The sequence below is a fragment of the Bradyrhizobium sp. LTSPM299 genome, from assembly GCF_000938235.1.
Lineage (GTDB): Bacteria > Pseudomonadota > Alphaproteobacteria > Rhizobiales > Xanthobacteraceae > Bradyrhizobium.
Window position 1 is genome coordinate 122,611 of the sequence record NZ_JYMU01000018.1, and the last position, 22,344, is coordinate 144,954.

Below are 22,344 nucleotides of genomic sequence, written 5' to 3' on the forward strand. Positions count from 1 at the left end.
GTCATCCTGAGCGCGTCTTCGCGCGTCTCGGAGGATGCACGGCCCGGCTGGTGACCGTCGATCCCTCGAGGCTCGCCGAAGAGGCGAGCAGCTCAAGGATGACGGTGATGGACCGCGTTGCGGTCTGTCTAGAACGCCGTGCCGGCCCGCTTCGGCTTCTTCTCGTCGAGCTCCGCCCCTTCGCGCGGAACTGCGACGATGCGCAGCGCGGTGATGCGGTTGCGCTCGCGGCGGAGCACGCGGAAGCGGAAGCCGTGGAAGGTGAAGCTCTGGCCGCGGTCGGGGATCGACCGCGCCTCGTGGATCACGAGACCGGCGACCGTGGTCGCCTCCTGGTCCGGCAGGCGCCAGTCCATCGCGCGGTTGAGATCGCGGATCGGCACCGAGCCGTCGACCACGACCGAGCCGTCCGGCTGGGCGCGTACGCCGGCCACGACGACGTCATGCTCGTCGGAGATGTCGCCGACGATCTCCTCCAGGATGTCCTCCAGCGTCACCATGCCTTCGACCTCGCCATATTCGTCGACGACAAGGGCGAAGTGGGTCTTGCGGCGGCGGAACGCCTTCAACTGCTCGGAGACCGGGCGCATCTCCGGCACGAACCAGGGCGGCAGCGCGATCGCCGAGGCATCGATCCCCGACATGTCGCCTTCGTTGGCGCGGATGGCGCGCAGCAAATCCTTGGCATGCAGCACGCCGACGATGTTCTCCGGCTTCTCCCGCCACAGTGGGATGCGGGTGTATTCGCTCGCCAGCACCTCGCGCACTAGTTCCTCCGGCGGCAGGTCGGCATTGACCGTGGTCATTTCGGTGCGGTGGACCATGACGTCGGAGACCTGCAGCTCGCTCAGGTCGAGGAGGCCGCCGAGCATGTCGCGGTCCTGCTTCTCGACCTTGCCCTCATGATGCAGCAGGTCGACCGCACCGCGCAGTCGTTCGGTGGGCGACAGAATCGCCTGATACGCACCGATCCTGATGCCGAGCAGCCGCATCAGGACGCGGACGATGGCCTCGATGACGGTCAGGAGTGGACCGAGCACAAAGACCGTCAGCCGCATCGGCCGCGCCACGGCGAGCGACACCCGCTCCGGCGCGTTGATGGCGACGGTCTTGGGCAGCACTTCCGCGAAGATCACCACCAGCACCGTCATCACGCCGGTGGCATAGAGCACGCCGACATCGCCGAACCATGCGGTGAAGATGCCGGTTGCGAGCGCAGAGGCGCCGATATTGGCGATATTGTTGCCGAGCAGCAGCGCGCCGATCATCCGCTCGCGCACGGCCATCAGGCTGGACACGAGAGTGGCGTCGCTGTTGCCCTGTTTCGACAGCCGCAACATGCTGGCGCGCGAGGCGCCAGTCAGCGCGGTCTCACTCGCCGAGAAGAAGGCGGAAACCAGCAGGCAGCCAATGACGATGCAGACGGTTATCCAGTCCAACTTCGTTCACCCGAACGTTGTGCTCTAGTGCCTCGCCAGCTTGACTTGCAGGAAGTCGCGCACCAGCGACGGCTCGACATTGTTGGCGATCACGGCACGGCCGACCGCCTCCAGCAGGATGAAAGTGAGCTTGCCGCGCTTGACCTTCTTGTCCTGCGCCATCAGCGCCAGCAACGCGTCGGCATCGACGAGGCCCTCCTGGGTAAAGCCCGCGATGTCCTGCAGGCGCGTCGGCAATCCTACCGCGGAAAGATGACGCGCGATCCGCGCCACAGCGTCGGCCGGGATCATACCAAGTTGCGCGGAAAATTCCGCCGCCAGCACCATGCCGACCGAGACGCCCTCGCCGTGGAACAGGCGGTCGGAGAAGCCGGTCGCTGCTTCCAGCGCATGGCCGAAGGTGTGGCCAAGATTGAGCAGCGCGCGCTCGCCGGTCTCGCGTTCGTCGCGGGAGACGATCGCCGCCTTGGCGTGGCAGGACGTCGCGATCGCATGCTCGCGCGCCGCGCCACCTGCGACGATATCGGCGTGATTTGCCTCGAGCCAGCCGAAGAAGGCCTCATCGCCGAGGATGCCATACTTCGCGACCTCGGCGTAGCCGGCCCGGAACTGGCGCGGCGACAGCGTGTCCAGCACCGACGTGTCGGCGATCACAAGCACCGGCTGGTGGAACGCGCCGATCAGGTTCTTGCCCTGCGGCGAGTTGATGCCGGTCTTGCCACCGACCGAGGAATCGACCTGCGCGAGCAGCGAGGTCGGCACTTGCACGAAATCGACACCGCGGCGCAAGATTGCCGCCGCGAAGCCGGCGAGATCGCCGACCACGCCGCCGCCGAGCGCTATCACGAGATCATTGCGCTCGATCTTCGCCGCGATCAGCGCTTCGCTGACCTGCGACAGCCCGGCATAGCTCTTCGAGCCCTCGCCTTCCTCGACGACGATCCGCGATGTCGGAATGCCGGCAGCGGCGAGCGACGCCTTGGTCGGCTCCAGCCAATGCTTTGCAACCGTGCGGTCGGTGACGATGGCGGTGCGCACGCCGGGCCGTAGCGCGGCGACGCGCGCGCCCAGTGACTGCAGCACGTCGCGGCCGATGACGATGTCATAGGCGCGATCGCCAAGCGCGACGTCGACCGTAACCGATGCGGAATGTTTCAGAGGCGCAGTCATGAGGTCGTGTTCAATCCATCCTGTGTTGGTTCGATGGCCGGAGGCGTGCCGCCGAGATGCGCGTGCAGGGCCTCGAGGCATTCGTCGACGATGCGGTCATGCGGCACGTCGCGCGAGGCGATCGTCAAATCGGCGTTCTGGTAGACCGGCTCACGCTCGACGAGCAGGCGGTTGACCGTCGCCTCGGGGTCGGCGGTCTGCAGCAACGGACGGTCGGCGCGGCGGCGGACCCGACGCATGATGATATCGGAATCGGCCTTGAGCCAGATCGAGATCGCTCGCTCGCGGATCCGGTTGCGGGTCTCCTCGCGCATGAAGGCGCCGCCGCCGGTTGCCAGCACGACCGGCCCGCTATCGAGGATCCGCGCGATCACCCGCGCCTCGCCGTCGCGAAAATATGGCTCGCCATGGGTCTCGAAAATCTCCGGGATCGACATCCGATGCGCCGTCTCGATCTCGGTGTCGGCGTCGGTAAATGGCAGCCGGAGCCGCGCGGCCATCCGCCGGCCGATGGTCGACTTGCCCGCCCCCATCATGCCCACCAGCACGATCGACCGCGGCCCCAGCGCGGCCGCGATGTCGGCCTCCAGGGTCGGGTTGGTCGTCACAGGTACGGCGGTTTCGGACATCAAAAAGCTCGGTTATCGGACGATTTGCCGGATTTCGAGCCACCTATACTACCCCCGGCGATACCGTTACCAGCGACTCTTGCAACGGCGCGGGGAACATGTTGGATGATTTCATTGGTTAATTTGCCCCCCGAGCCGCCTCCATGCCCAGCCTGTTCCGCTTCCTGACGGTCGTCGCCGTGATTTTCGGGATCGGCTATGGCATCGTTTTCGCGCTGGCGAATTTCGTGCACCCGAAGCCGCGGGAAATGACGGTGACCATCCCGCCGGATAAGTTCCTCAAGAAATAGCCGCTATGGTCGCGGCCATGCGCTCCAAGATTCCCGCCAAGACCTCTGCCAAGACTTCCGACTCCAGCCTGATCGCGCTGTTCCTCGACATGCTCGCCGCGGAACAGGGGGCCGGCGCCAACACGCTCGACGCCTACCGACGCGACCTCACCGATTTCTCCGAGTTTCTCGCCCGCTCCGGCCAAGGCTTCGTCGGCGCCGACACCGAGGCGCTGCGCGGCTATCTCGCCGACCTCGATGCGAGAGGCTTCAAATCGACAAGCGTGGCGCGGCGGCTGTCGGCGATGCGGCATCTCTATCGCTTCCTGCTCAATGAGCGGATCCGCAGCGACGATCCGGCCGCGATTCTATCGGGCCCGAAGCGCGGTCGCGGCCTGCCGAAGGTGCTGTCGATCGCAGACGTCGACCGCATGCTGACGCGCGCGCAGGAGCTCACTCGGACCGACGTCTCGCCGGCGCAGCGGCTGCGCGCGCTGCGGCTCTATTGCCTGCTCGAAGTGCTCTATGCGACAGGCTTGCGCGTCTCCGAACTGGTGTCGCTGCCATCAGCGGCCGCGCGGCGCAATGCACGGATGATCGTGGTGCGCGGCAAGGGCAACAAGGAGCGGCTGGTGCCGCTCAACGACGCCTCGCGCCAAGCGATGGCGGATTATCTGGCGGCGCTGGAGGTGATGAAGCCGCAAGAAAAGAAGGCCGCGCCGTCGAAATGGCTGTTTCCTTCCTTCGGCGAGAGCGGCCATCTGACCCGGCAACATTTTGCCCGCGACCTCAAGGAGCTTGCAGCCGCTTCCGGCCTCGCGCCGCGGCTGGTCTCGCCGCATGTGCTGCGCCACGCCTTTGCCAGCCATTTGCTCCACAACGGCGCTGACCTGCGCATCGTGCAGACCCTGCTCGGCCACACCGACATCTCGACCACCCAGATCTACACCCATGTGGTCGAGGAACGGCTGAAGAGCCTGGTCCGCGACCTGCATCCGCTGGCGGAAAAATAACGGCCGCCTTGACTTCGGCGGCATCTCCGCAGAAAGAGCGTCACCTGCCCGCGACGCCGAAGCGTGCGTTCGGCCTGAATGCGCGTTAACCAATTGAAGTTGCATAACTTCTCTGCTACCCGCCGAAACCGCTTCGCCCCTCGCACCGTTCCTCCTTATATTGAGTTGATGCCCGACCCGATGCGCAGCTATCTCGACTTCGAAAAACCCGTCGCCGAGCTTGAATCCAAGATCGACGAGTTGCGCGCGCTTGCCGCCTCGGGCAGCGACATCGGCGACGAGGTCGCACGGATCGAGGACAAGGCGGCGCAAGCGCTCACTGAGCTCTATGCCAATCTGACGCCGTGGCAGAAGACGCTGGTGGCGCGCCACCCGAGCCGGCCACATTTCACCGACTTCATCACCGGGCTAATCACCGAATTCACACCGATGGCCGGCGACCGCAAATTCGCCGACGACGAGGCGCTGATCGGCGGCTTCGGCCGTTTCCGCGGCGAGAGCATCTGCGTGGTCGGCCAGGAAAAGGGCGCCACCACCGAGAGTCGCATCAAGCACAATTTCGGCATGGCGCGGCCCGAGGGCTATCGCAAGGCGGTGCGGCTGATGGAGATGGCCGACCGGTTCGGCATTCCCGTGCTGTCGATCGTCGATTCCGCCGGCGCCTATCCCGGCATCGGCGCCGAGGAGCGCGGCCAGGCCGAGGCGATCGCGCGCTCGACCGATGCCTGCCTGTCGCTCGGCGTGCCCAACGTCGCGATCATCACCGGCGAAGGCATGTCGGGCGGCGCCATCGCCATCACCACCGCCAACCGCGTCCTGATGTTCGAACACGCGATCTACAGCGTGATCTCGCCGGAGGCCGCGTCCTCGATCCTGTGGCGCGACGGCACCAAGGCGCAGGAAGCCGCCAACAGCATGAAGATCACCGCCCAGGACATGCTGCGCTTCGGCGTGATCGACCAGATCCTCAGAGAACCCGCCGGCGGCGCCCACCGCGACGCCCAAGCCATGATCGCCACCACCGGCGACGCCATCGCCCAGGCCTTCGGCGACCTACGAAATCTTGATCCGGACGCGGTTCGCAAGCAACGGCGGCAGAAATTCCTCGATATCGGCCGGAAGCTCGGCTAGCCGGCCCGGAACGGGGTGGATTTTTCCCCAAATCGGCCAATTTGGCCGCAATTAGGCCCAGAGCCGGGTCTTTAACATTCCTTGAACCATGCCCGCTAGCATAGGGGCTGGCGATCCCTGTTCAGGTTGCGAGCAGGGGGGCCGAAGGCTAATATTTTAGACAATGGCTTCAGGGCATATTCGCCGTGTTGGGGTCGCGAAGATTGCCCGGTGGGTGTGGAGCTTCGACTTGATTCATCGCACGCTCGTTCGCGCGCTTGTCACCTTCGCCGCTCTCGCGGTGAGCGTGCTGCTGGCCGGCTGTGACACCGACCAGGTCTCGCTCGCCACCAACGCCAAGGCCAACCAGCCGGTGCCGCCGAAGCTTGTCGCCGCCATGCTCGAGAAGGACATGGACATGCAGTCGCCGATCCTGGTGCGGCTGTTCAAGCAGGAGGCCGAGCTCGAGGTCTGGAAGCAGGACCGCTCCGGCCGCATGGCGCTCCTGAAGACCTATCCGATCTGCCGCTGGTCGGGCGATCTCGGCCCCAAGGTGCGCGAAGGCGACCGCCAGGCGCCCGAGGGGTTCTACTCGATCAACCCCAGCCAGATGAATCCGCAGTCGGCCTATTACCTCTCGTTCAACACCGGCTATCCCAACGCCTTCGACAAGGCGCTCGGCCGCACCGGTTCGGAGCTGATGGTGCATGGCGACTGTTCGTCGCGCGGCTGTTACGCGATGACCGACGAGCAGATCGCAGAAATCTACTCGCTCGGGCGCGAATCCTTTTTCGGCGGCCAGCGGGCGTTTCAGTTTCAGGCCTATCCGTTCCGGATGACGCCGGTCAACATGGCCAGGCACCGCAACAACCCGAATATGCCTTTCTGGAAGATGATCAAGGAAGGCTACGATCATTTCGAGGTGACGAAGCAGGAGCCGAAGGTCGACTTCTGCGAAAAGAAATACGTCTTCGACGCGGTCAAGGACCCGAACGCGACCCGCGACCCGGTGTTTAACGCGTCCGCGAAGTGCCCGGCCTATGTGATCCCCGACGAGATCGCGAGCGCCGTGCGCGAGAAGGAGCAGCAGGACGCCGCCGAGACCGCCAAGCTGATCGCCAAGGGCACGCCGGTGGCGCGCCTCAACACCGGCATCGACGGCGGCATGAACGCAGTGTTCGCCTCGAAGATCCCGGAAGGCAACACCGGTCTGTCCGAGGGCGGCGACAGCCAGAGCCTGCAATCGATGTCGCTGGCGCGAGCCCCCGGCACGATCCCCGGAACGGTCAACCCGCCGCGGCCGAAGCTCGAAGCGCAGCCGGAAGAACCGGTGGTGGCGACGACGGCGTCAGCGGCACCGACCCGCGTTGCGACGGCGGCGCCGGCCGGCCAGTCCGAAGGATTCTTCTCCAGCTTCGCCCGCAAGGTTGGTATCGGCGGCACCGCCGATGCGACCCCGGCGTCCGCTGCCCCCACACCGGCGAAGCCGAAACTCGCCGAGGCAAAACCCCAATCGGTGCTGCGCGTCGCACCGAAGCCCGCGACCAAGCAGGCCGCCAAGCCCGCACTCAAGCCCTCGGTCACCGATACCGCCGCGTCCGCTCCGGCGGCGCCTGCTGCCGGGACCGGCACGCAGCTCGCCGGCTCATCGCCGGTGGTGCAGTCGAACTCGTTCGACACCCGCTTCTCGGCGATGAAGTAAACGCAGCTCCGGTCGTCCCGGCCTAGTGCGCAATTGCGCACGGGGGCCGGGACCCATAGCCACCGAATCCAGTTGTGAAAGAAGCCGACGCCGCTTGTGCCCTTTCCGCGGGCCGCGGCGTAAGGGTCCCGGCCTGCGCCGGGACGACGGGGGATTGATCCCGATTCACCTATCAAACAGCCGTTGCTGTCGTCACCCGCGCAGGGGCGTACTGCCAAAATATCGAAAACAACCCCATGCAAAGTAGCCGGCCGGTGCCGGCGCTCGACACGACCACTTGACATGTCGGGCAACTCAGCAGTATTATTCCATTATTCCGAAATCGCGCAAGCGCCCTCGCCCCGGACTATCGCATATGGCGTTTGTGCCCGGGCCGCCTGCTTCGCGAGCTGCTATTCGCTCCGATTTCGTTCCGCGCTAAATCGCGCTGAAACCCAGCCATCCCGTGTAGAGCCCGACGAGTACGATCAGCGCTGCCGAGGCGTAGGGCGCCTGGCGTGCGAACTGGCTGAAGCCGGACCAGCGGCGCTCGATGTGGCGCAGGCTCAAGGCGGCCAGCACGCCGGCCGAGACCATGGTGATCGCGAGGCCAATTCCGAAGCACAGCACCAGCGTGAAGCCGAGGCTGAACTGCTTGAGCTGGATGCAGAGCAAGAGGACGGTGATCGCCGCCGGGCACGGGATCAGGCCGCCGCTCAGTCCGAACAGCACGATCTGCCAGGTCGTGACGGTGCGGCCCGCAAAGCGCTTGCGAATGTCGGCGGCATGGGCGCGGGCATGGGCGTCGTCCTCCTCGCCGAGATTCATGTGAGAATGGTCGTGGTCGTGTTCCTCGAAACTCGTCTCGAACGCTTCGGCACGTCCACGCAGCGACAGCCTCGCCTTGAAGGTGTGGGGCTCCGGAATCTCGTCGACGCTTTCAAGGAAGCCATCGCGACTGACGAAGCCGAAGGATTGTCGCGCGCCGTCCGGCCGTAGCGTGTCCAGCATGATCGCGTCCGGCGCCGGCAGCGGACCGCGTTCGGCGCGAACACGCCAGCGCGGCGGCACACCGTCCTCGAATATCTCGAGCGTGAGCACGCCGTCACCGGTTGCGAATTGGATCGCCTCATCATGGTGATGATGATGATGATGATGGTCATGGTCTTGGTCAAGATCTTGGGCGTTCTGCTCGCGCCAGGTCCGCCATGCCATCCAGACCGCGATGCCGATGATCACCACGGCAGAGGCGATCTGGAACCAGGCCTCGCTCTGTTCGCCGCTCCATTGCCGTCCGAAGTACAAGCCGCCGAGCGCCACCGCCCACACGATCGCCGTGTGCGAGATCGCGGCCGAGAGGCCGAGCAGCGCCGCCTGCAGCACGGTGCCGCGCACCGCGATGATGAACGCTGCCATCATCGTCTTGGAGTGGCCCGGCTCCATGCCATGCAACGCGCCAAGCAGAATGGCGCTCGGCACGAAGAGCCACGCATGGGCTGAGCCCTGCTGCAACAGTTGGGAGAGTCCGGTCACGGTTTCACTTCAGGTAGGTGCGGACAACGTCGATCAGATCGGCGGCGCCTTGCGCCTTCTCCGGATCCTTCTCATGCGCGGGATCGACGACGTGATGACGGATGTGGTCCTCGAGCAGCTCGGCGGTCAGCCCGTTCACGGCGCCGCGCACCGATGCGACCAGCATCAGCACATCGGCGCAGCCAAGTTCGGACTCGAGCGCGCGCTCGACCGCCTCGATCTGCCCCTTGATGCGCCTAACTCGCCCGACGAGCTTGGATTTGTGCTTGATGGTGTGCGACATGATCAGTAATATAGGGGGGTACCCTATCTTGATCAAGTAGCAAGTTGCCGGGCGGGACCCTTTCGATGAAGCCGATATCCCTCCGCAGAGGGGCGCTGCTGATCGTGCCGTTGCTGGGACGCAGTCCGCGCAGGCGCACGGCATCGCCGGCAACCGCTATTTCGCCGGCACGATGACCTTCGACGACCCTGCCGTCGCCGACGAACTGATCCTGCCCAACTTCAACTATCTCGGTTACCTCGCACAGGGCAGCAACGTTGCCGAGAACCGCATCAACGGAGCCTTTGCCCGGCTGCTGACGCCGACGCTGGCTTTCACGATCGACAGCTCATGGGTCCACCAGAACTGGCCGACCGGCCGCACGTCGGGCTTCGACAAGACCAATATCGGCCTCAAATACGAGGCCTTCCGTGACAGCCGCCACGAAGCGCTGGTGTCGGTCGCTCTCGCCTGGGGCGTCGGTCACTCCGGCGCCGATGCGCCGGACACGATCCAGCCGGGTATCTTCTTCGGCAGGGGCTTTGGCGATCTTCCGGACTCAGTGTCGTGGCTCCGTCCATTTGCCATCACAGGCTCGGTCATCGATGAAGTTCCGATCGGCTCGGGAGGCATGGCCCTGGCACCCAATGCCACGACCGGCCGGTTCGACACCGTTCTGTCGCCTGCCGTCGAGACGCTGCATTGGGGCTTCTCGATGCAGTACAGCAGCCTCTATTTGACGAAGCGGTTCGATGGTGGACCACCGAAGGATGAACCGCTGAATCAGTTTGTTCCGCTCGTCGAGTTCAGGTTCGACAGCCCTCGCGGGCAGAACACCGCGGCGACTGCGAACCCCGGCTTTGCCTATGTGGCCGTGACCTGGCAGGTAGCCGCCGAGGCGATCATCCCGCTCAACCGCGCCGGCGGGACCGGCCCGGGCTTCCGGGCGCAGTTGCTGCTGTTCCTGGATGACCTGATGCCGGCGCTGTTCGGCAAGCCGCTATTGAGCGATCGGCCCGCGCACAGCCAGATCGCCTGGTAGGGACAGGGCGGGTATCCGCAACCTCGATACGATCGAGGGTCGGCCGAGCGACACGAATGTTCCGAACTGTTCGCAAGGACGGCTGCCCAGATTGGCGGCAGGCGCGGTCGGAGGTTGGGCACAGGACCGAGCGTCCGACCAGCCTTGATCGATCAAGGACCCGGCATCCGTCGCGCCGGAGGCCTCGCGGCGCGTCCTGAACGATCGGAAAAAGAGTTTTTACCGATCGTTCAAGAAATGGCATATCGCTTGCATCGCACCCGGAAACCCCAGGGAGAAGCCAAATGGCCGGACCACATGCGACACCGCCCGTCATCGCCATCACGGGTGCCCATCCGAGACTTTACAACCATGACCTCGCGCCGACCGCCCCGGAGGGCAAGACCTGGGGCGTCTTCAGCATCTTTGCGATGTGGATGTCGGACGTGCATTCGGTCGGCGGCTACACTTTTGCAGCCAGCCTGTTCTTCCTCGGCCTGACCGGATGGCAGGTGCTGCTCTCGATGGTGGTGGGCATCACCGCGGTCTACTTCCTCATGAACCTGATCGGCCGCCCGTCACTGAAATACGGCACGCCGTTTCCGGTCGTCGCGCGCATGTCGTTTGGCGTGATGGGCGCCAATCTCGCCGCCATTCTGCGCGGTGTCGTCGGAATCGTCTGGTACGGCGTGCAAACCTATTTTGCGTCCAAGGCGGTCCAGGTTCTGGTCCTGACCTGGTTTCCCCAAGCTGAAACGCTGACCCACAACAGCATCCTCGGCCTGTCGACGCTCGGCTGGTTCAGCTTCGGCTTCATGTGGATATTCCAGCTGCTGATCTTCCTCAACGGCATGGAGACGATCCGCAAGTTCATCGATTTCTGCGGTCCGGTCGTCTACGTCGTGATGTTCGCGCTGGCGATCTGGATCCTATCGCAAACCGGCTTCTCCAGCCTCGACCTCCAGCTCAGCCCGCCGGCCGAAGGCTCGTCGCTTGGCCACATGGCCAACGCCGCGATGCTGATCGTGGCCTACTTCGCCGCCCTGCTGCTCAACTTCGGCGACTTCTCCCGCTTTGGCCGCGACGAGCGAGCCATGAAGGTCGGCAACCTGCTCGGGCTGCCGCTCAACTTCATCGTCTTCGCCATCATCACGGTCATCGTGACGGCGGGCACCGTCAAGGTCTTCGGCGAAGCCATCATGGATCCGGTCGCGATCGTCGAGAAGATCGGCAATCCCTGGATCGTAGCGCTGGGTTCGATCACCTTCATCGTCGCGACAATGGGCATCAATATCGTCGCCAATTTCGTGTCGCCGGCCTATGACATCTCGAATCTGAACCCGGAGAAGATCAACTTCCGGCTCGGAGGCCTGATCACCTCGATCCTGTCGGTCATGGTCTGTCCCTGGCTGTTCGTGTCGAGCCCGCAGGCGATCACGATCTTCGTCAGCATCTTCGGCGCGATCCTCGGGCCGATGTTCGGCATCATGGTGGGCGATTACTACTTCGTGAAGAAGCAGCATGTCGTGGTCGAGGACCTCTACACCATGTCACCATCCGGCTCGCTCTACTTCGAGAACGGCTGGAACCGGCGGGCGTTGATCGCGCTGGCGATCTCGGGGACGATCTCGATCGGACTGTCGCTGCTCGGGGCCTACAAGGTCATCCCCAATGTCGGCGACTGGGGCTGGCTGATCGGAGCGGCGCTTGGCGGACTGCTGCACGTCGCCTTGATGACGCAGACGTCGCAAGTCGCGTCGGTGCCCGCGGAGTAAGACCGCGGGATACGCGCGTCCAATCTATGCAGCGGGCCGTCCTGCGCGCGAGCGCGGGCGGCCCGTAGCCTTGCGCGGTCCTGCAACCGCGAGGCCGAGCCCGCCAAGCACCAATTGCACGATGGTGGCTTTCGCGGCAGCGTAGTCGGCCTCATCAAGCACGCGCTTCTTCTTCATGATGCACATCTGGCTGGAGAAGTCGGCGTAAGCCTGCGTCATCGCCCAGATGCAGAAGAACAGGTCGGTCGCGCTGATCGGCGCGACCAGACCCCGCGCAGCCCAGGCGTCGACCTCCTTGACCTTCTGCAACAGCAGCGGTGTCGATATCTTCGAGATGAATTCTCCGATATAGGGCGCACCGCTGATGATCTCGGTGGCATAAATCCGCGATAGATAAGGATAATCACGCGAGAAATCGACCTTGCGGTCGATGTATTCGGTCAGGATCGTCACGAGGTCGGAATGCGCATCGAGCTTGTCGATGTCTCGGGCCCATTTGTTCATGGCCCGCTCCAGGATGGCCCGGTAGAGGTCGTCCTTGTCCTCGAAATAGTAATAGATGTGCGGCTTGGCGATGCCCGCCTTCTTGGCGATCAGCGCGGTGGTTGCGCCACGCAGCCCAAAGTGACCGAACACGAACTCGGCGGCATCAAGGATGCGCTCGCCCATGTCGGGACCGGGAGGCGGCTTGTGATCCCGGCGGGACGGCTTGCGAATCTTGAACAGAGGTTTGTCCGGAGACATCGTCGGCACGGCTTTCCGATTCGTGGACTAGCGACCCCCTGATGCGTGCCAGACGATGGCCCGCCGCGCAACATAGTATCTGGCTTTCACCCTGAACGTGATGACGCGGCCCGCCCTCGGTGCATTGTCGCGGACTTTCCACAGGCGTATTCTTGAAGCCGAGCCGGACGCGCGAAGGGGGATTGAAATGGACGATCAAACCGTGCGAGCGGCGCTGCAGCGCCATTGGGATGCGTCGGACGCGAGCGATTTCGAGGTCGAGCATCAAATCTACCACGAGGATGCTGTGCTCGAGTATCCGCAATCGGGTGAGCGAATCCGCGGCCGGCGCAACATCGAGGAAAGCCGAACCGTCCAGCCAAACAAGAAGCGTTTTACGATCCGGCGGATGATCGGCAGCGGCGATCTCTGGGTCACGGAGTTCGTGCTGACCTATGACGGCATCCCGTCCTACACCGTGAGCATCATGGAATTCCGCGACGGACTTGTGGCCCACGAAACGCAATATTTCGCGGATCGGTTTGAGCCTGGTCCATCGCGTGCGCATCTGGTCGAGCGCATTGATCGGGCGTGATAGGGTGGCTCCGCCCCCTCCACTTGTCATTCCGGGGCGCGCGTAGCGCGAGCTATGATGCGCAATTGCGCATCTGAGCATCCATTCATCCGCCGGCCTCGCGGCCCGATGGATTCTGGGCTCATGCTTCGCATGCCCTCAGGTGCGCAATTGCGCACCGGGGAATGACGAAAGATTCCCCCGCTACGGCGCCAAATACCGCAGCAGCTCCGGATCGCTTCGTACTTCGCCCGCCGCGCCCTGCAACGCGACACGGCCGCGGTCCAGCACATAGGCGTAATCCGCGACGCGCAGCGCGAGGTCGAGATGCTGCTCGACGATCACGACCGCGATCTCCTTGGCGAGTTCGATCAGCCGCTCGGTGATCTCCTCGATGACGCCGATCCAGACGCCCTCGGTCGGCTCGTCCAGCAACAAGAGTTTCGGATTGCCGAGCAGGGCGCGGCCGACCGCCAGCATCTTGCGCTCACCGCCTGACAGCGTGCCGGCCGGCTGGTCGAGGCGCTGGCCGAGTTTCGGGAAGATCGCCAGCACGCGATCGACCGCGCGGGCCGCATCCGGATTGGACAGCGAGCCGACCGCGAGATTGTCGCGCACCGAGAGGCGGGCGAACACCGAATGCTCCTGCGGCACGTAGCCGATGCCGGAGCGCACGCGCTCCTCGGTGCGGCGCCGCGTGATGTCGCGGCCGTCGAAGAACAATTCGCCCTTCGAGCTTGCGAGCTCGCCGACGATGGTCTTCATCAGCGTGGTCTTGCCGGCGCCGTTGCGGCCGAGCACGGCGACGCCGCCACGCCAGGGAATGCCCATATTGACGTCGAACAGCACCTGGCTGCGGCCATAGCCGGCATCGAGGTGCCTGATATCGAGGAATGACTGGTCAGGCACGGCGCAGATAAATCTCCTGGACGCTCTTGTTGGCCTGGATCTCCGCGACCGTCCCGCACGCCAGCACCTTGCCCTGGTCGAGCACGGTGAGGCGGTCGCAGATGTCGCGAATGAAATCCAGATCGTGTTCGACGATGACGAGCGAGCAATGCTGCTTGATCGGCTGCAGCAATTCGCCGGTGACGCGGCGCTCCTCGAGGCTCATGCCGCCGGTCGGCTCGTCGAGCAGCAGCAGCCGCGGCTTGCCGGCCAGCGCCATCGCGATCTCCAGCCATTGCTGCTGGCCGTGCGAGAGATTCGCGGCAGCGTCATGGGCGCGATCGGCAAGGCGAAACTGGGTCAGCATCGTCATCACCTGGTCGTGCAGCGCGCGGCGGGTGCGCGAGAACACCAGGTCCAAGAGCGATGACTGCGCCTGCAGCGCCAGCAGGATGTTGTCGTAGAGCGTCAGCGTCGGCAGCACCGACGTGATCTGGAACTTCAGGCTCATGCCGGCGCGGGCGCGTTCGGTCGGCGTGTACGCGGTGATGTCGGTGTTGACGAAGGAGACCTTGCCCGTGGTCGGCACCTCGGCGCCGGCGACGCATTTCATCAGCGTGCTCTTGCCCGAGCCGTTCGGACCGATCAAGCCGTGAAACTCGTTCTCGCCGACGGTGAGGCCAGCGCCATCCAGCGCGGTGAGCTTGCCGAATATCTTGCTGATACCTGTGGCCTCAAGGAGCGGCATTGTGCGTCTCCTTCGGGGCTTTGCCGAACCTGCCGACCCGTTCGCGCTCGCCGAGCACGAGAGAGATCAGCCCGAGCGGGCGGAACATGATCACGAGCAGCAGCAGCACGCCGAGGATGATCGGCCAGACGTCGCGGTAATTGTCCGACAGCCAGAAGCTGACGCCCTCGACGATGACGGTACCGATGACTGCGCCGATCAGCGTGCCGGAGCCACCGAACAAAACGTAGAGCACGACCTGGGTCGAGAACACGACGCCCAGCATGTTGGGCCAGACGAAGCCTTCGTGGAAGGCATAGAGGCTGCCGGCAAGGCCGGCGATGGCGCCGCCGACCGCGAACACGATCGCCTTCAGATGCTGCGCCTTGTAGCCGAAGAAGGCGATGCGCTGCTCGTTCTCGCGCAAGCCAGCTAGCCCGAGGCCGAATTGCGAACGCACCAGGAAGCGGCACAGGAGATAGACGACGACGAGGATGCCGAGCGCCATGTAGTAATAGACCGGCCCTTCCGAGATTTCGGTCGAGCCGAGCGTGAGCGACGGGATCGACGGGATGCCGTTCTGGCCGCCGAGATAGTACCAGCCGCGCGCCAGCCGGTCGGCCGCGTACGAGCCGGTCAGGGTGCCGAGCGAGACAAAGATCACGCTCGACGGATGCCGGCCGAGCAGGAGAAAGCCGCCGAGCAGAAGTGCCGCCGTCAACCCGATCAGTGTACCCGCAGGCAGGATCAGGAAGATCGAGGTGACATTGAGATCGCGCGCCAAGAGCGCCACGCCGTAGCCCGCCGAGCCGAAGAACAAGGCCTGGCCGAAGCTCATGATGCCGGCATAGCCCCACACCAGATCGAACGACAGTGCGAACAACGCGAGAATGACCACGCGGGTGGCGAACACCGTCAGGTAATCCTGCAGGACGAGCGGCAGCACCAGTGCGATCAGCAGCACCAGCCCTTCCACGATCGGCAGGACCTTTCGTCCTGCCGTCGCTCGTCCCGCCGGCAATTTGGCGGCCGGTGCACTTTCACCCGTCACGACATCCGGTCCTTCGCTGAGCTCAGCGACGGCCTGCTTTGCTGCAACCATCGTGCCGCTCAGCATTCCTTGGGATCGACGAGGCCGTTGCTGCGTGCCACGACCTCGTAGGTCCCGCCCTTGGCGACGGCAGTATACATCTTCATCTTGCAATGGCGCTGGCCCGGCACCATTTCGGCGGGCCCGCCCGGACCCTCGGCGATCTTCGCGTGGTCGAGGGCGGCGGCCACCGAATCGCGGTCGACCTTGCCGGCCTCCTTGACCGCGGCCTCCCACAGCTTCAGGCCGCGATAGGTTCCGGTCGCGGCGCTGCCGGCGGCGAACAGGAAGGTGCCGGGGAAGTCCTTGTCATAGGCCGCCTGGATCTTGGCGCTGACCGGATCGTCCTTGGTCAGCACCTTGAAATAGTCGAGGCAGCTCGCCAGCCCTTCGATCTCGTTGGCCTGATTGATGGCCAGCGTGTTCTCGTCATAGTAGACGCAGGCGAGCCGTCCGCCGTTCTTCAGGAAACCCGCTTCATAGAGCTGCTTGAAGAACGGGCCGACGCCCGGCGGGATCACGGTGTTGAAGACGACATCGACCTTGTTGGAGATGATGCGGTTGACCGTCGACGAGAAGTCGACCTGGTCGAGCGGGTAGTATTCCTCGAACACCACCTCGCCGCCATTGGCCTCGATCACCTTGCGGGCATAGACGTTGAGCGTGTGCGGCCAGACATAGTTGGCGCTCGGCAGCGCGAACTTCTTGCCGCCGTTCTTGATCAGCCAGGGAATGAATTCGTCGCACTGCTGCGCCGGGGTCGGTCCGGTGCAGAACAGATAGGGCGTGCATTCCTTGCCCTCGTAGAGCTGCGGATAGATGTAGAGCGTCTTGCCGCGCGCCACGATCGGATCCTTGATCGCGTTGCGCATCGACGAGGTAATGCCGCCGAGCACCATGTCGACCTTGTCGCGTTGGATCAGCTTGCGGACGTTGCCGACCGCGACCGATTCGTTCGACGCGGTGTCCTCGATATAGAGCTCGAGCGGCCGGCCGAGCAGGCCGCCGCCGGCGTTGATCTCCTTGATCACCATCTTGGCGACGTTGGCATCGGCGTTGCCGGCATAGGCGATCGGGCCGGTCAAATCGGTTGCGATGCCGACCTTGATCGGGCCCTCGGCGGCATTGGCCCAGTCGGGCCGGATCACCCAGCTTCCGACGCCGGTCGCGAGCGCGCCGGTCGCAAACGCAAAGTTACTCATGAAGCGGCGGCGGGTGAGATTGAGGCGATCTGTGGACATCTGATTAAACCCCTTTTCCAGCAATGAGGCCTTGCGGCCGGAATTTGATGAAGGCGATGGCGAGGACGAAGACGAGCACGTCGGCGACGACAGGCGACATGACCCATGGCAGCGCCGCACTGAGCGTGCCGATCACGCCGGCGCCGGCGACCGGCCCGATGAAGGATCCGACCCCGCCGACCATGACGGCGACAAAGCCCTGGATCAGGAAGCGGATGCCGAGATCGGCAAACAGGCTGAACACCGGCACGATCAGCGCGCCGGCAAGCCCCGCCAGCGCCGCGCCGAACGCGAAGGTGGTGCCGTAGATCAACGGTGTGGAAATTCCCGACGCCCGCGCCAGCGCCGGATTCTCCAGCGTGGCGCGGACGCGCAGCCCAAAGCTGGTGCGCGACAGCAGCAGATAGCAGGCGCCCATCACCAGCAGCGTGATCACGATGATGGTAAAGCGCCAGGCCGAGAGATGGATGGAGCCGATGTCGATCGAGCCGCCGATCGGCTCCGGCACCGTGAGATAGAAGCCGCCGATCAAGGTGCGCACGCTCTCGCGGATGATCAGCCCGAGCGCATAAGTGCCGAGCATCGCCACGATCGGCGCGGCGTAGAAACGCCTGATGATCAGCGCCTCCAGCACGAAGCCGAGCGCGCCGACCACGAAGGGCGCGGCGACCATGCCGGCCCAGATCGGCACGCCGTGGGCGTACGCCAGATAGGTGACATAGGCCCCGAGCAGGACGAACTCGCCCTGCGCGAAGTTGAAGATGCCCATCATGCTGGCGATGATGCCGAGCCCGAGCACGACCAAAACGATGATCGCCCCAAAGCTCACGATCTCGAACGCCGCGGCGAAGCTGCTAGCCATGGTGTCCGATCCGCTCCATCAGCGCCTGCGACAAGGAGTGCCTCACATCTTCTTCCAGTCGCCGGCCTGCTCAAAGGCGTGCGCCGCGCGGTAGATGGTCGATTCCTCGAACATCCGGCCGACCAGCATCAGGCCTACAGGCAACCCGTCGACCATGCCACAGGGCAGCGACATCGCGGGGTGATGGGTGATGTCGAACGGCGCGGTGTTGGTGATCATCTCGAGCGCGCGGGCGACATAATCCTCGCGGCTGGCATTGGGCTCGGGCAACTTCGTTGCCTTCATTGGCGTGGTCGGCAGCAGCAGCAGGTCGTAGTCGTTGAAGGCCTTGTCATAGGCAGCGGTCAGGCGGCGCGAGACGTTGAGCGCCTTGCCGTAATAGCGCGGGCCGAAATTATTGTTGATGTAGGTGCCGAGCAGCAGGAACAGCTTTGTGGTTTCGGACAGCGAATCCGCCTGGCGGCGCCAGCCGCGATGGAAATCCATCAGCGACGTCGAATAGAGGTCGGAGCGGCTGAGGCCGTAACCGTCGCCATACATCATGGTCTGGGTCATGCCTTCGGTGCCGATCGGCGTCCAGATCGCCGGGCCCACCATGTGCATCGGAATCGAGACGATCTCGACCGAGGCGCCGAGGTCCTTGAAACGCTTGGCCGCCTCGCGGACGCTTTCATTGACCGCTGCCTCCGCGCCCGCCTGCTCAAAACCTTCCTTGAGGATGCCGATCTTCATGCCCTTGACGCCGGCCCCTAACGCCTTGGTGTAGTCCTCGACCTTCGGCGCCTTGATGCGCGGGTCGTAGCCGTCATCGCCGGCGAGCACCTCGAGCAGCAGCGCATTGTCTTCCACTGTCGCGGTCATCGGCCCGGTGTGGTCGACGAAGATCTCGATCGGCATGATGCCGGTGTAAGGCACCAGCCCCCAGGTCGGCTTCATGCCGTAGGTGCCGCAGAACGAGGACGGCATGCGGATCGAGCCACCCTGGTCGCCGCCGATCGCCATATCGACCTCGCCGAGCGCCACGACAACGCCGGAACCGGACGACGAGCCGCCGGCCGAATAGCCCATTTTGTGCGGATTGTGCACGGCTCCAACCGCGCCGGTGTGGCTGCCGCCGGACATGCAGAAGGATTCGCAATGCACCTTGCCGGCGATCTCGGCGCCGGCGTCCAGCATGCGCGTGACGATGGTGGCGTCGAAATCCGGCATATAGCCTTCCAAGGTCGTCGAGCCGTTCATCATGGGCACGCCGGCCAGCATGATATTGTCCTTCAGCGCCACCGTCTTGCCCTTGAGCTTGCCGCTCGCCGCCCCCTTCACCGTCGACTTGCGGTACCAGGCGTTGCGCGGGTTCTCCTCCGGCGAGGGCCGGTAGCCCGGCGTGCGCGGATATTTCACTACGGGCACCTCATCCGGCATCGCGCCGACGAGATTATAGGCCTCGATCGAGCCCTGCATCAGGCCGCGGAACGAGGTCACGTCCTCATCGGTCAGGTTCAGGCCGCACTGCTCGGCGACGGCACGAAGTTGCGTTGGCGTGGGAAGGACAACTGTCACGGCGCTCTCCTGAAGCTTATGATCCCTGATCGCCCTGTCGTCCCTTGACGATCCTTACGAATCCTTGGGACGATCCTTGGGCACGAAGCCACGGTCCGCTTGACGCACGCGAACCGCTTGCCTCGTGACACTATTCAAAACGGAAATATTTTCCTTTTCAAGCATTATTTCGGATATCGGGTCCGAATTGTTGCCGCACCTCGCGTCAGATCGGCTTGATCACCCTGAAATCGAGCCCGTCGGCCTCGGCGAGATACATCGGCATCCTGGCGTGGCCGTCGCGAACGGTGACCGGTCCGCGCGCCCCGCGATAGACGAGATTGTCCGCAGCCGCGAGCAGCGGCCGCATGTTCAGCGTGCCGGCGCGGTTGGCGGCGGCCTCGAGCAAGCAGAATCCTTCATACGCGGACTCGCCGCATGACCCGACCGGCGGCGCGAAGGCACCGAACATCGCGCGATAGCGATCCCTGAAATCGTCGCCGGCGTGCGAGCCGACAGAGGGGAAATAGCCGGAGGCGCAGAACAGGTTCTCGGTCTTGTCGGCGCCGACGCCGAGCAGCACGGTTTCGTCGACACAGCCGGCAAAGCGCAGCGTGGTGGCGGCGAGACCGGCGTCGGCGAAGGCGCGGTTGAAGGTGATGCTGTCGGTGCCGATCAGCGAGATCAGCACGACGTCGGGCTTCGCCGCGCGGATCCGCTCCAGATGCGGCTCGTGATCGTCTTCGCCAAGCGGCACGAATTCCTCGCCGACCACCTGCCCGCCGGTCTCCTTGATGTAGCGCTTCACGGCGCGATGCGACTGCCATGGCCAGACATAGTCGCTGCCGATCAGGTACCAGCGCGAGGCACGCTTCGCCTCGGCCAGCCAGTGGATCGACGGCCGGCTCTGCCAGCGCGGCGTCTCGCCGATCGCGATGACGCCCGGCGTCCGCTCGCCGCCCTCATAGACCGGCGTGTAGATGTAGGGGATTCGGCTGCGGGTGATGAGGTCACGCAGCGCGACGCGGACCGCGCTGGTGTGCATGCCCATGATGAGATCGACCTCGTCGAACGCAATCGCCTGCTCGGCGCGATCGACGACCTCGTCGATCGGTCCGCCGGCGTCATAGACCGACAGCTCGATCTCGCGTCCGAGGATGCCGCCGCGCCTGTTGATTTCGGCGACCGCGAGCTGCGCGCTGGAGGTGGCGCACGGACCCCAGACCCCGGGCGAGCCGGTGCAGCAGATGAAGGCCCCGACCCGCAGCCGACTGCTGGCGCCGCGCCGCTGCCACGAGGCGCGATCGTCCGGCGCCATCGGTCGGCCGGTCGGCGGCGACAGGTTTCTCAGCAGCATGGACGGCGGCAATGCAGGACCGCCGCGGACCGGGACGTTGACCGTCGAGAGCACACCATCTCCTGTCTGGCACCAGCACGTTCGGCTGATGACCGCGGCATCATGCTAGTTCGTCTTGATCACCTTGAAGTCGAGGCCATCGGCCTCGGCGAGATAGATTGGCATTTCAGCCCGGCCATTGCGAATCGTGACGGCGCCACGGGCGCCGCTGTAGATGACATTGCGCGCCGCCGCGAGCAGCGGCCCCATCGACAGCGAGCGCGCGCGGCTGGCCACCGCCTCCAGGAAGCGCAGCCCCTCATAGTTGGACTGCCCGACCGAGCCGATCGGCGGCGCATGCGGGCCGAACATGGCGCGATAGCGGATCCGGAAGTCGTCATTGGCGCGCGAGCCGACGCAACTGAAATAGCCGGAGGAACAGAACAGGTTCTCGGTGTTGTCAGGGCCGATGCCGAGCAATACCGTCTCGTCCATTGCGCCGGCGAAGCGCAGCGTGGTGGCGGCGAGCCCGGACTCGGCGAAAGCGCGGTTGAAGGTGATGCTGTCGGTCCCGATCAGCGTGATCAGCACCACGTCGGGCTTGGCCGCGCGAATCCGCGCCAGATGCGCCTGGTGATCGTCCTCGCCGAGCGGAACGAATTCCTCGCCGACGACCTGGCCACCGGCCTCGGCGATGTATTTCTTCACCGCGCGGTGCGACTGCCAGGGCCAGACATAGTCGCTGCCGATCAGGTACCAGCGCTTCGCTTTCTTGACGTCGGCCAGCCAGTGAATTATCGGCCTGGACTCCGCGCGCGGCGTCTCGCCGATCGCCATCACGCCCGGGGTGCGCTCGCCGCCCTCGTAGACCGGTGTGTAGATATAGGGCACACGGCCACTCGTGACCTTGCGCAGCGCGACCCGGACCGCGCTGATATGCGAGCCCATGACGAGGTCGATCTCGTCGCGGGCGATGGCGCGCTCGGCGCGGTCGACCACGTCATCCATCGGGCCGCCGGCGTCGTACATCGACAGCTCGATCTCGCGGCCGAGGATGCCGCCCCGCTTGTTGATCTCAGCAACCGCGAGCAGCACGCTGTTGGTCGAACTCGGGCCCCAGATCCCGGGCGCGCCCGAGAAGGTGATGAAATTGCCGACTCGAAGCTTGCTGTCGGTGCCGCGACGGCGCGAGGAGCCCGGCTTGAGGGTCAATGCAAGATCGTCCGCGCAGGACGACGGATTTCTGAACAGCAGCGGCGGCGCGACCGGCAAGCCGCCGTGTGCCTGGAAAGTAACCGTCGAGAGCACGCCAACTCCTGTCTGGGAGCAATACGCAACACCACCAGCGGGGCGGCCGCGGCATCCGCCCCTGGTTGGGGGAATATTCTATGTGAAAATATTGAATATTCAACAATTGAAGTGCATATAGAAATGGCATGAGTTGCCGGACATTCACTCAACCGGG

At 64.6% G+C, this 22,344-nt stretch carries 21 protein-coding genes; 7 read left to right on the forward strand and 14 right to left on the reverse strand.

From position 1 onward, the window contains the following. Positions 1-128 precede the first annotated feature (128 nt). From UP10_RS12820 to UP10_RS12830, 3 genes are read right to left on the reverse strand one after another with little or no spacing between them, the layout of a single operon-like run. Positions 129-1,439 carry an HlyC/CorC family transporter gene (locus UP10_RS12820; RefSeq protein WP_044587686.1) on the reverse strand — a complete coding sequence of 437 codons (1,311 nt, stop codon included), beginning with the start codon at positions 1,437-1,439 and terminating at the stop codon, positions 129-131. Positions 1,440-1,463: 24 nt separating this feature from the next. After that, positions 1,464-2,609 carry a 3-dehydroquinate synthase gene (gene aroB, locus UP10_RS12825; RefSeq protein WP_044587687.1) on the reverse strand — a complete coding sequence of 382 codons (1,146 nt, stop codon included), beginning with the start codon at positions 2,607-2,609 and terminating at the stop codon, positions 1,464-1,466. Next, positions 2,606-3,238, reverse strand: a complete 633-nt coding sequence (locus tag UP10_RS12830) for a shikimate kinase (protein WP_044587688.1) — start codon at positions 3,236-3,238, stop codon at positions 2,606-2,608. Before UP10_RS12830 ends, aroB begins: the two co-directional genes overlap by 4 nt. Before the next feature lie 143 nt (positions 3,239-3,381). Between UP10_RS12830 and UP10_RS12835 the strand changes: the two genes are divergently transcribed. From UP10_RS12835 to UP10_RS12850, 4 genes are all read left to right on the forward strand, one after another. Continuing rightward, positions 3,382-3,528 carry a hypothetical protein gene (locus UP10_RS12835; RefSeq protein ID WP_016843561.1) on the forward strand — a complete coding sequence of 49 codons (147 nt, stop codon included), beginning with the start codon at positions 3,382-3,384 and terminating at the stop codon, positions 3,526-3,528. Between the two features lie 5 nt (positions 3,529-3,533). After that, a complete protein-coding gene (xerD, locus tag UP10_RS12840) occupies positions 3,534-4,520 on the forward strand; it encodes a site-specific tyrosine recombinase XerD (protein ID WP_044587689.1) in 987 nt (328 codons plus the stop codon). A 168-nt stretch (positions 4,521-4,688) separates the two neighbouring features. Beyond that, positions 4,689-5,651 carry an acetyl-CoA carboxylase carboxyltransferase subunit alpha gene (locus UP10_RS12845; protein WP_044587690.1) on the forward strand — a complete coding sequence of 321 codons (963 nt, stop codon included), beginning with the start codon at positions 4,689-4,691 and terminating at the stop codon, positions 5,649-5,651. A gap of 229 nt (positions 5,652-5,880) precedes the next feature. Next, on the forward strand, positions 5,881-7,332 hold the full coding sequence (locus tag UP10_RS12850; protein WP_044587728.1) for a L,D-transpeptidase family protein: 1,452 nt from the start codon (positions 5,881-5,883) through the stop codon (positions 7,330-7,332). Positions 7,333-7,749: 417 nt separating this feature from the next. Here UP10_RS12850 and UP10_RS12855 read toward each other — a convergent pair whose 3' ends face one another. Both UP10_RS12855 and UP10_RS12860 read right to left on the reverse strand, forming a co-directional pair. Next, positions 7,750-8,844, reverse strand: a complete 1,095-nt coding sequence (locus UP10_RS12855; RefSeq protein WP_044587691.1) for a nickel/cobalt efflux transporter — start codon at positions 8,842-8,844, stop codon at positions 7,750-7,752. A 4-nt stretch (positions 8,845-8,848) separates the two neighbouring features. Then, a complete protein-coding gene (locus UP10_RS12860; protein WP_044536339.1) occupies positions 8,849-9,127 on the reverse strand; it encodes a metal/formaldehyde-sensitive transcriptional repressor in 279 nt (92 codons plus the stop codon). Between the two features lie 172 nt (positions 9,128-9,299). Here UP10_RS12860 and UP10_RS42545 point away from each other — a divergent pair, with 172 nt between their 5' ends. Both UP10_RS42545 and UP10_RS12870 read left to right on the forward strand, forming a co-directional pair. Next, a complete protein-coding gene (locus UP10_RS42545) occupies positions 9,300-10,148 on the forward strand; it encodes a hypothetical protein (protein ID WP_063775374.1) in 849 nt (282 codons plus the stop codon). A 284-nt stretch (positions 10,149-10,432) separates the two neighbouring features. After that, the gene (locus UP10_RS12870; protein ID WP_044587693.1) at positions 10,433-11,902 is read left to right on the forward strand and encodes an NCS1 family nucleobase:cation symporter-1; all 1,470 of its coding nucleotides are present in this window, start codon (positions 10,433-10,435) and stop codon (positions 11,900-11,902) included. 24 nt (positions 11,903-11,926) lie between these two features. Here UP10_RS12870 and UP10_RS12875 read toward each other — a convergent pair whose 3' ends face one another. Then, positions 11,927-12,646 carry a TetR/AcrR family transcriptional regulator gene (locus tag UP10_RS12875; protein WP_050043643.1) on the reverse strand — a complete coding sequence of 240 codons (720 nt, stop codon included), beginning with the start codon at positions 12,644-12,646 and terminating at the stop codon, positions 11,927-11,929. A gap of 187 nt (positions 12,647-12,833) precedes the next feature. On the opposite strand from UP10_RS12875, the gene UP10_RS12880 reads away from it, so the two are divergent. Continuing rightward, positions 12,834-13,220 carry a nuclear transport factor 2 family protein gene (locus tag UP10_RS12880; protein ID WP_044587694.1) on the forward strand — a complete coding sequence of 129 codons (387 nt, stop codon included), beginning with the start codon at positions 12,834-12,836 and terminating at the stop codon, positions 13,218-13,220. A 183-nt stretch (positions 13,221-13,403) separates the two neighbouring features. Here the strand turns inward: UP10_RS12880 and UP10_RS12885 are convergent, their stop codons facing one another. The 8 genes from UP10_RS12885 to UP10_RS12920 form a co-directional block, all read right to left on the reverse strand. Then, positions 13,404-14,108: a branched-chain amino acid ABC transporter ATP-binding protein gene (locus UP10_RS12885; protein WP_044587695.1), complete on the reverse strand. Its 705-nt coding sequence runs from the start codon at positions 14,106-14,108 to the stop codon at positions 13,404-13,406. Continuing rightward, complete coding sequence (locus tag UP10_RS12890) at positions 14,101-14,835, reverse strand: ABC transporter ATP-binding protein (protein ID WP_044536334.1); 735 nt, start codon at positions 14,833-14,835, stop codon at positions 14,101-14,103. The genes UP10_RS12885 and UP10_RS12890 overlap by 8 nt, the downstream gene beginning before the upstream one ends. Continuing rightward, positions 14,822-15,916 (reverse strand): branched-chain amino acid ABC transporter permease, encoded by a 1,095-nt coding sequence (locus tag UP10_RS12895; RefSeq protein WP_044587729.1) that lies wholly within the window; start codon positions 15,914-15,916, stop codon positions 14,822-14,824. The genes UP10_RS12890 and UP10_RS12895 overlap by 14 nt, the downstream gene beginning before the upstream one ends. An 8-nt stretch (positions 15,917-15,924) precedes the next feature. After that, complete coding sequence (locus tag UP10_RS12900) at positions 15,925-17,145, reverse strand: substrate-binding protein (RefSeq protein WP_044587696.1); 1,221 nt, start codon at positions 17,143-17,145, stop codon at positions 15,925-15,927. A gap of 4 nt (positions 17,146-17,149) precedes the next feature. After that, complete coding sequence (locus UP10_RS12905; protein ID WP_044587697.1) at positions 17,150-18,007, reverse strand: branched-chain amino acid ABC transporter permease; 858 nt, start codon at positions 18,005-18,007, stop codon at positions 17,150-17,152. A 42-nt stretch (positions 18,008-18,049) separates the two neighbouring features. Beyond that, entirely contained in the window at positions 18,050-19,564 is a 1,515-nt protein-coding gene (locus UP10_RS12910) for an amidase (protein WP_044587698.1), read from the reverse strand. A gap of 205 nt (positions 19,565-19,769) precedes the next feature. Next, entirely contained in the window at positions 19,770-20,954 is a 1,185-nt protein-coding gene (locus UP10_RS12915) for a substrate-binding domain-containing protein (protein WP_044587699.1), read from the reverse strand. 51 nt (positions 20,955-21,005) lie between these two features. Beyond that, positions 21,006-22,187 carry a substrate-binding domain-containing protein gene (locus UP10_RS12920; RefSeq protein WP_044587700.1) on the reverse strand — a complete coding sequence of 394 codons (1,182 nt, stop codon included), beginning with the start codon at positions 22,185-22,187 and terminating at the stop codon, positions 21,006-21,008. Positions 22,188-22,344 lie beyond the last annotated feature (157 nt).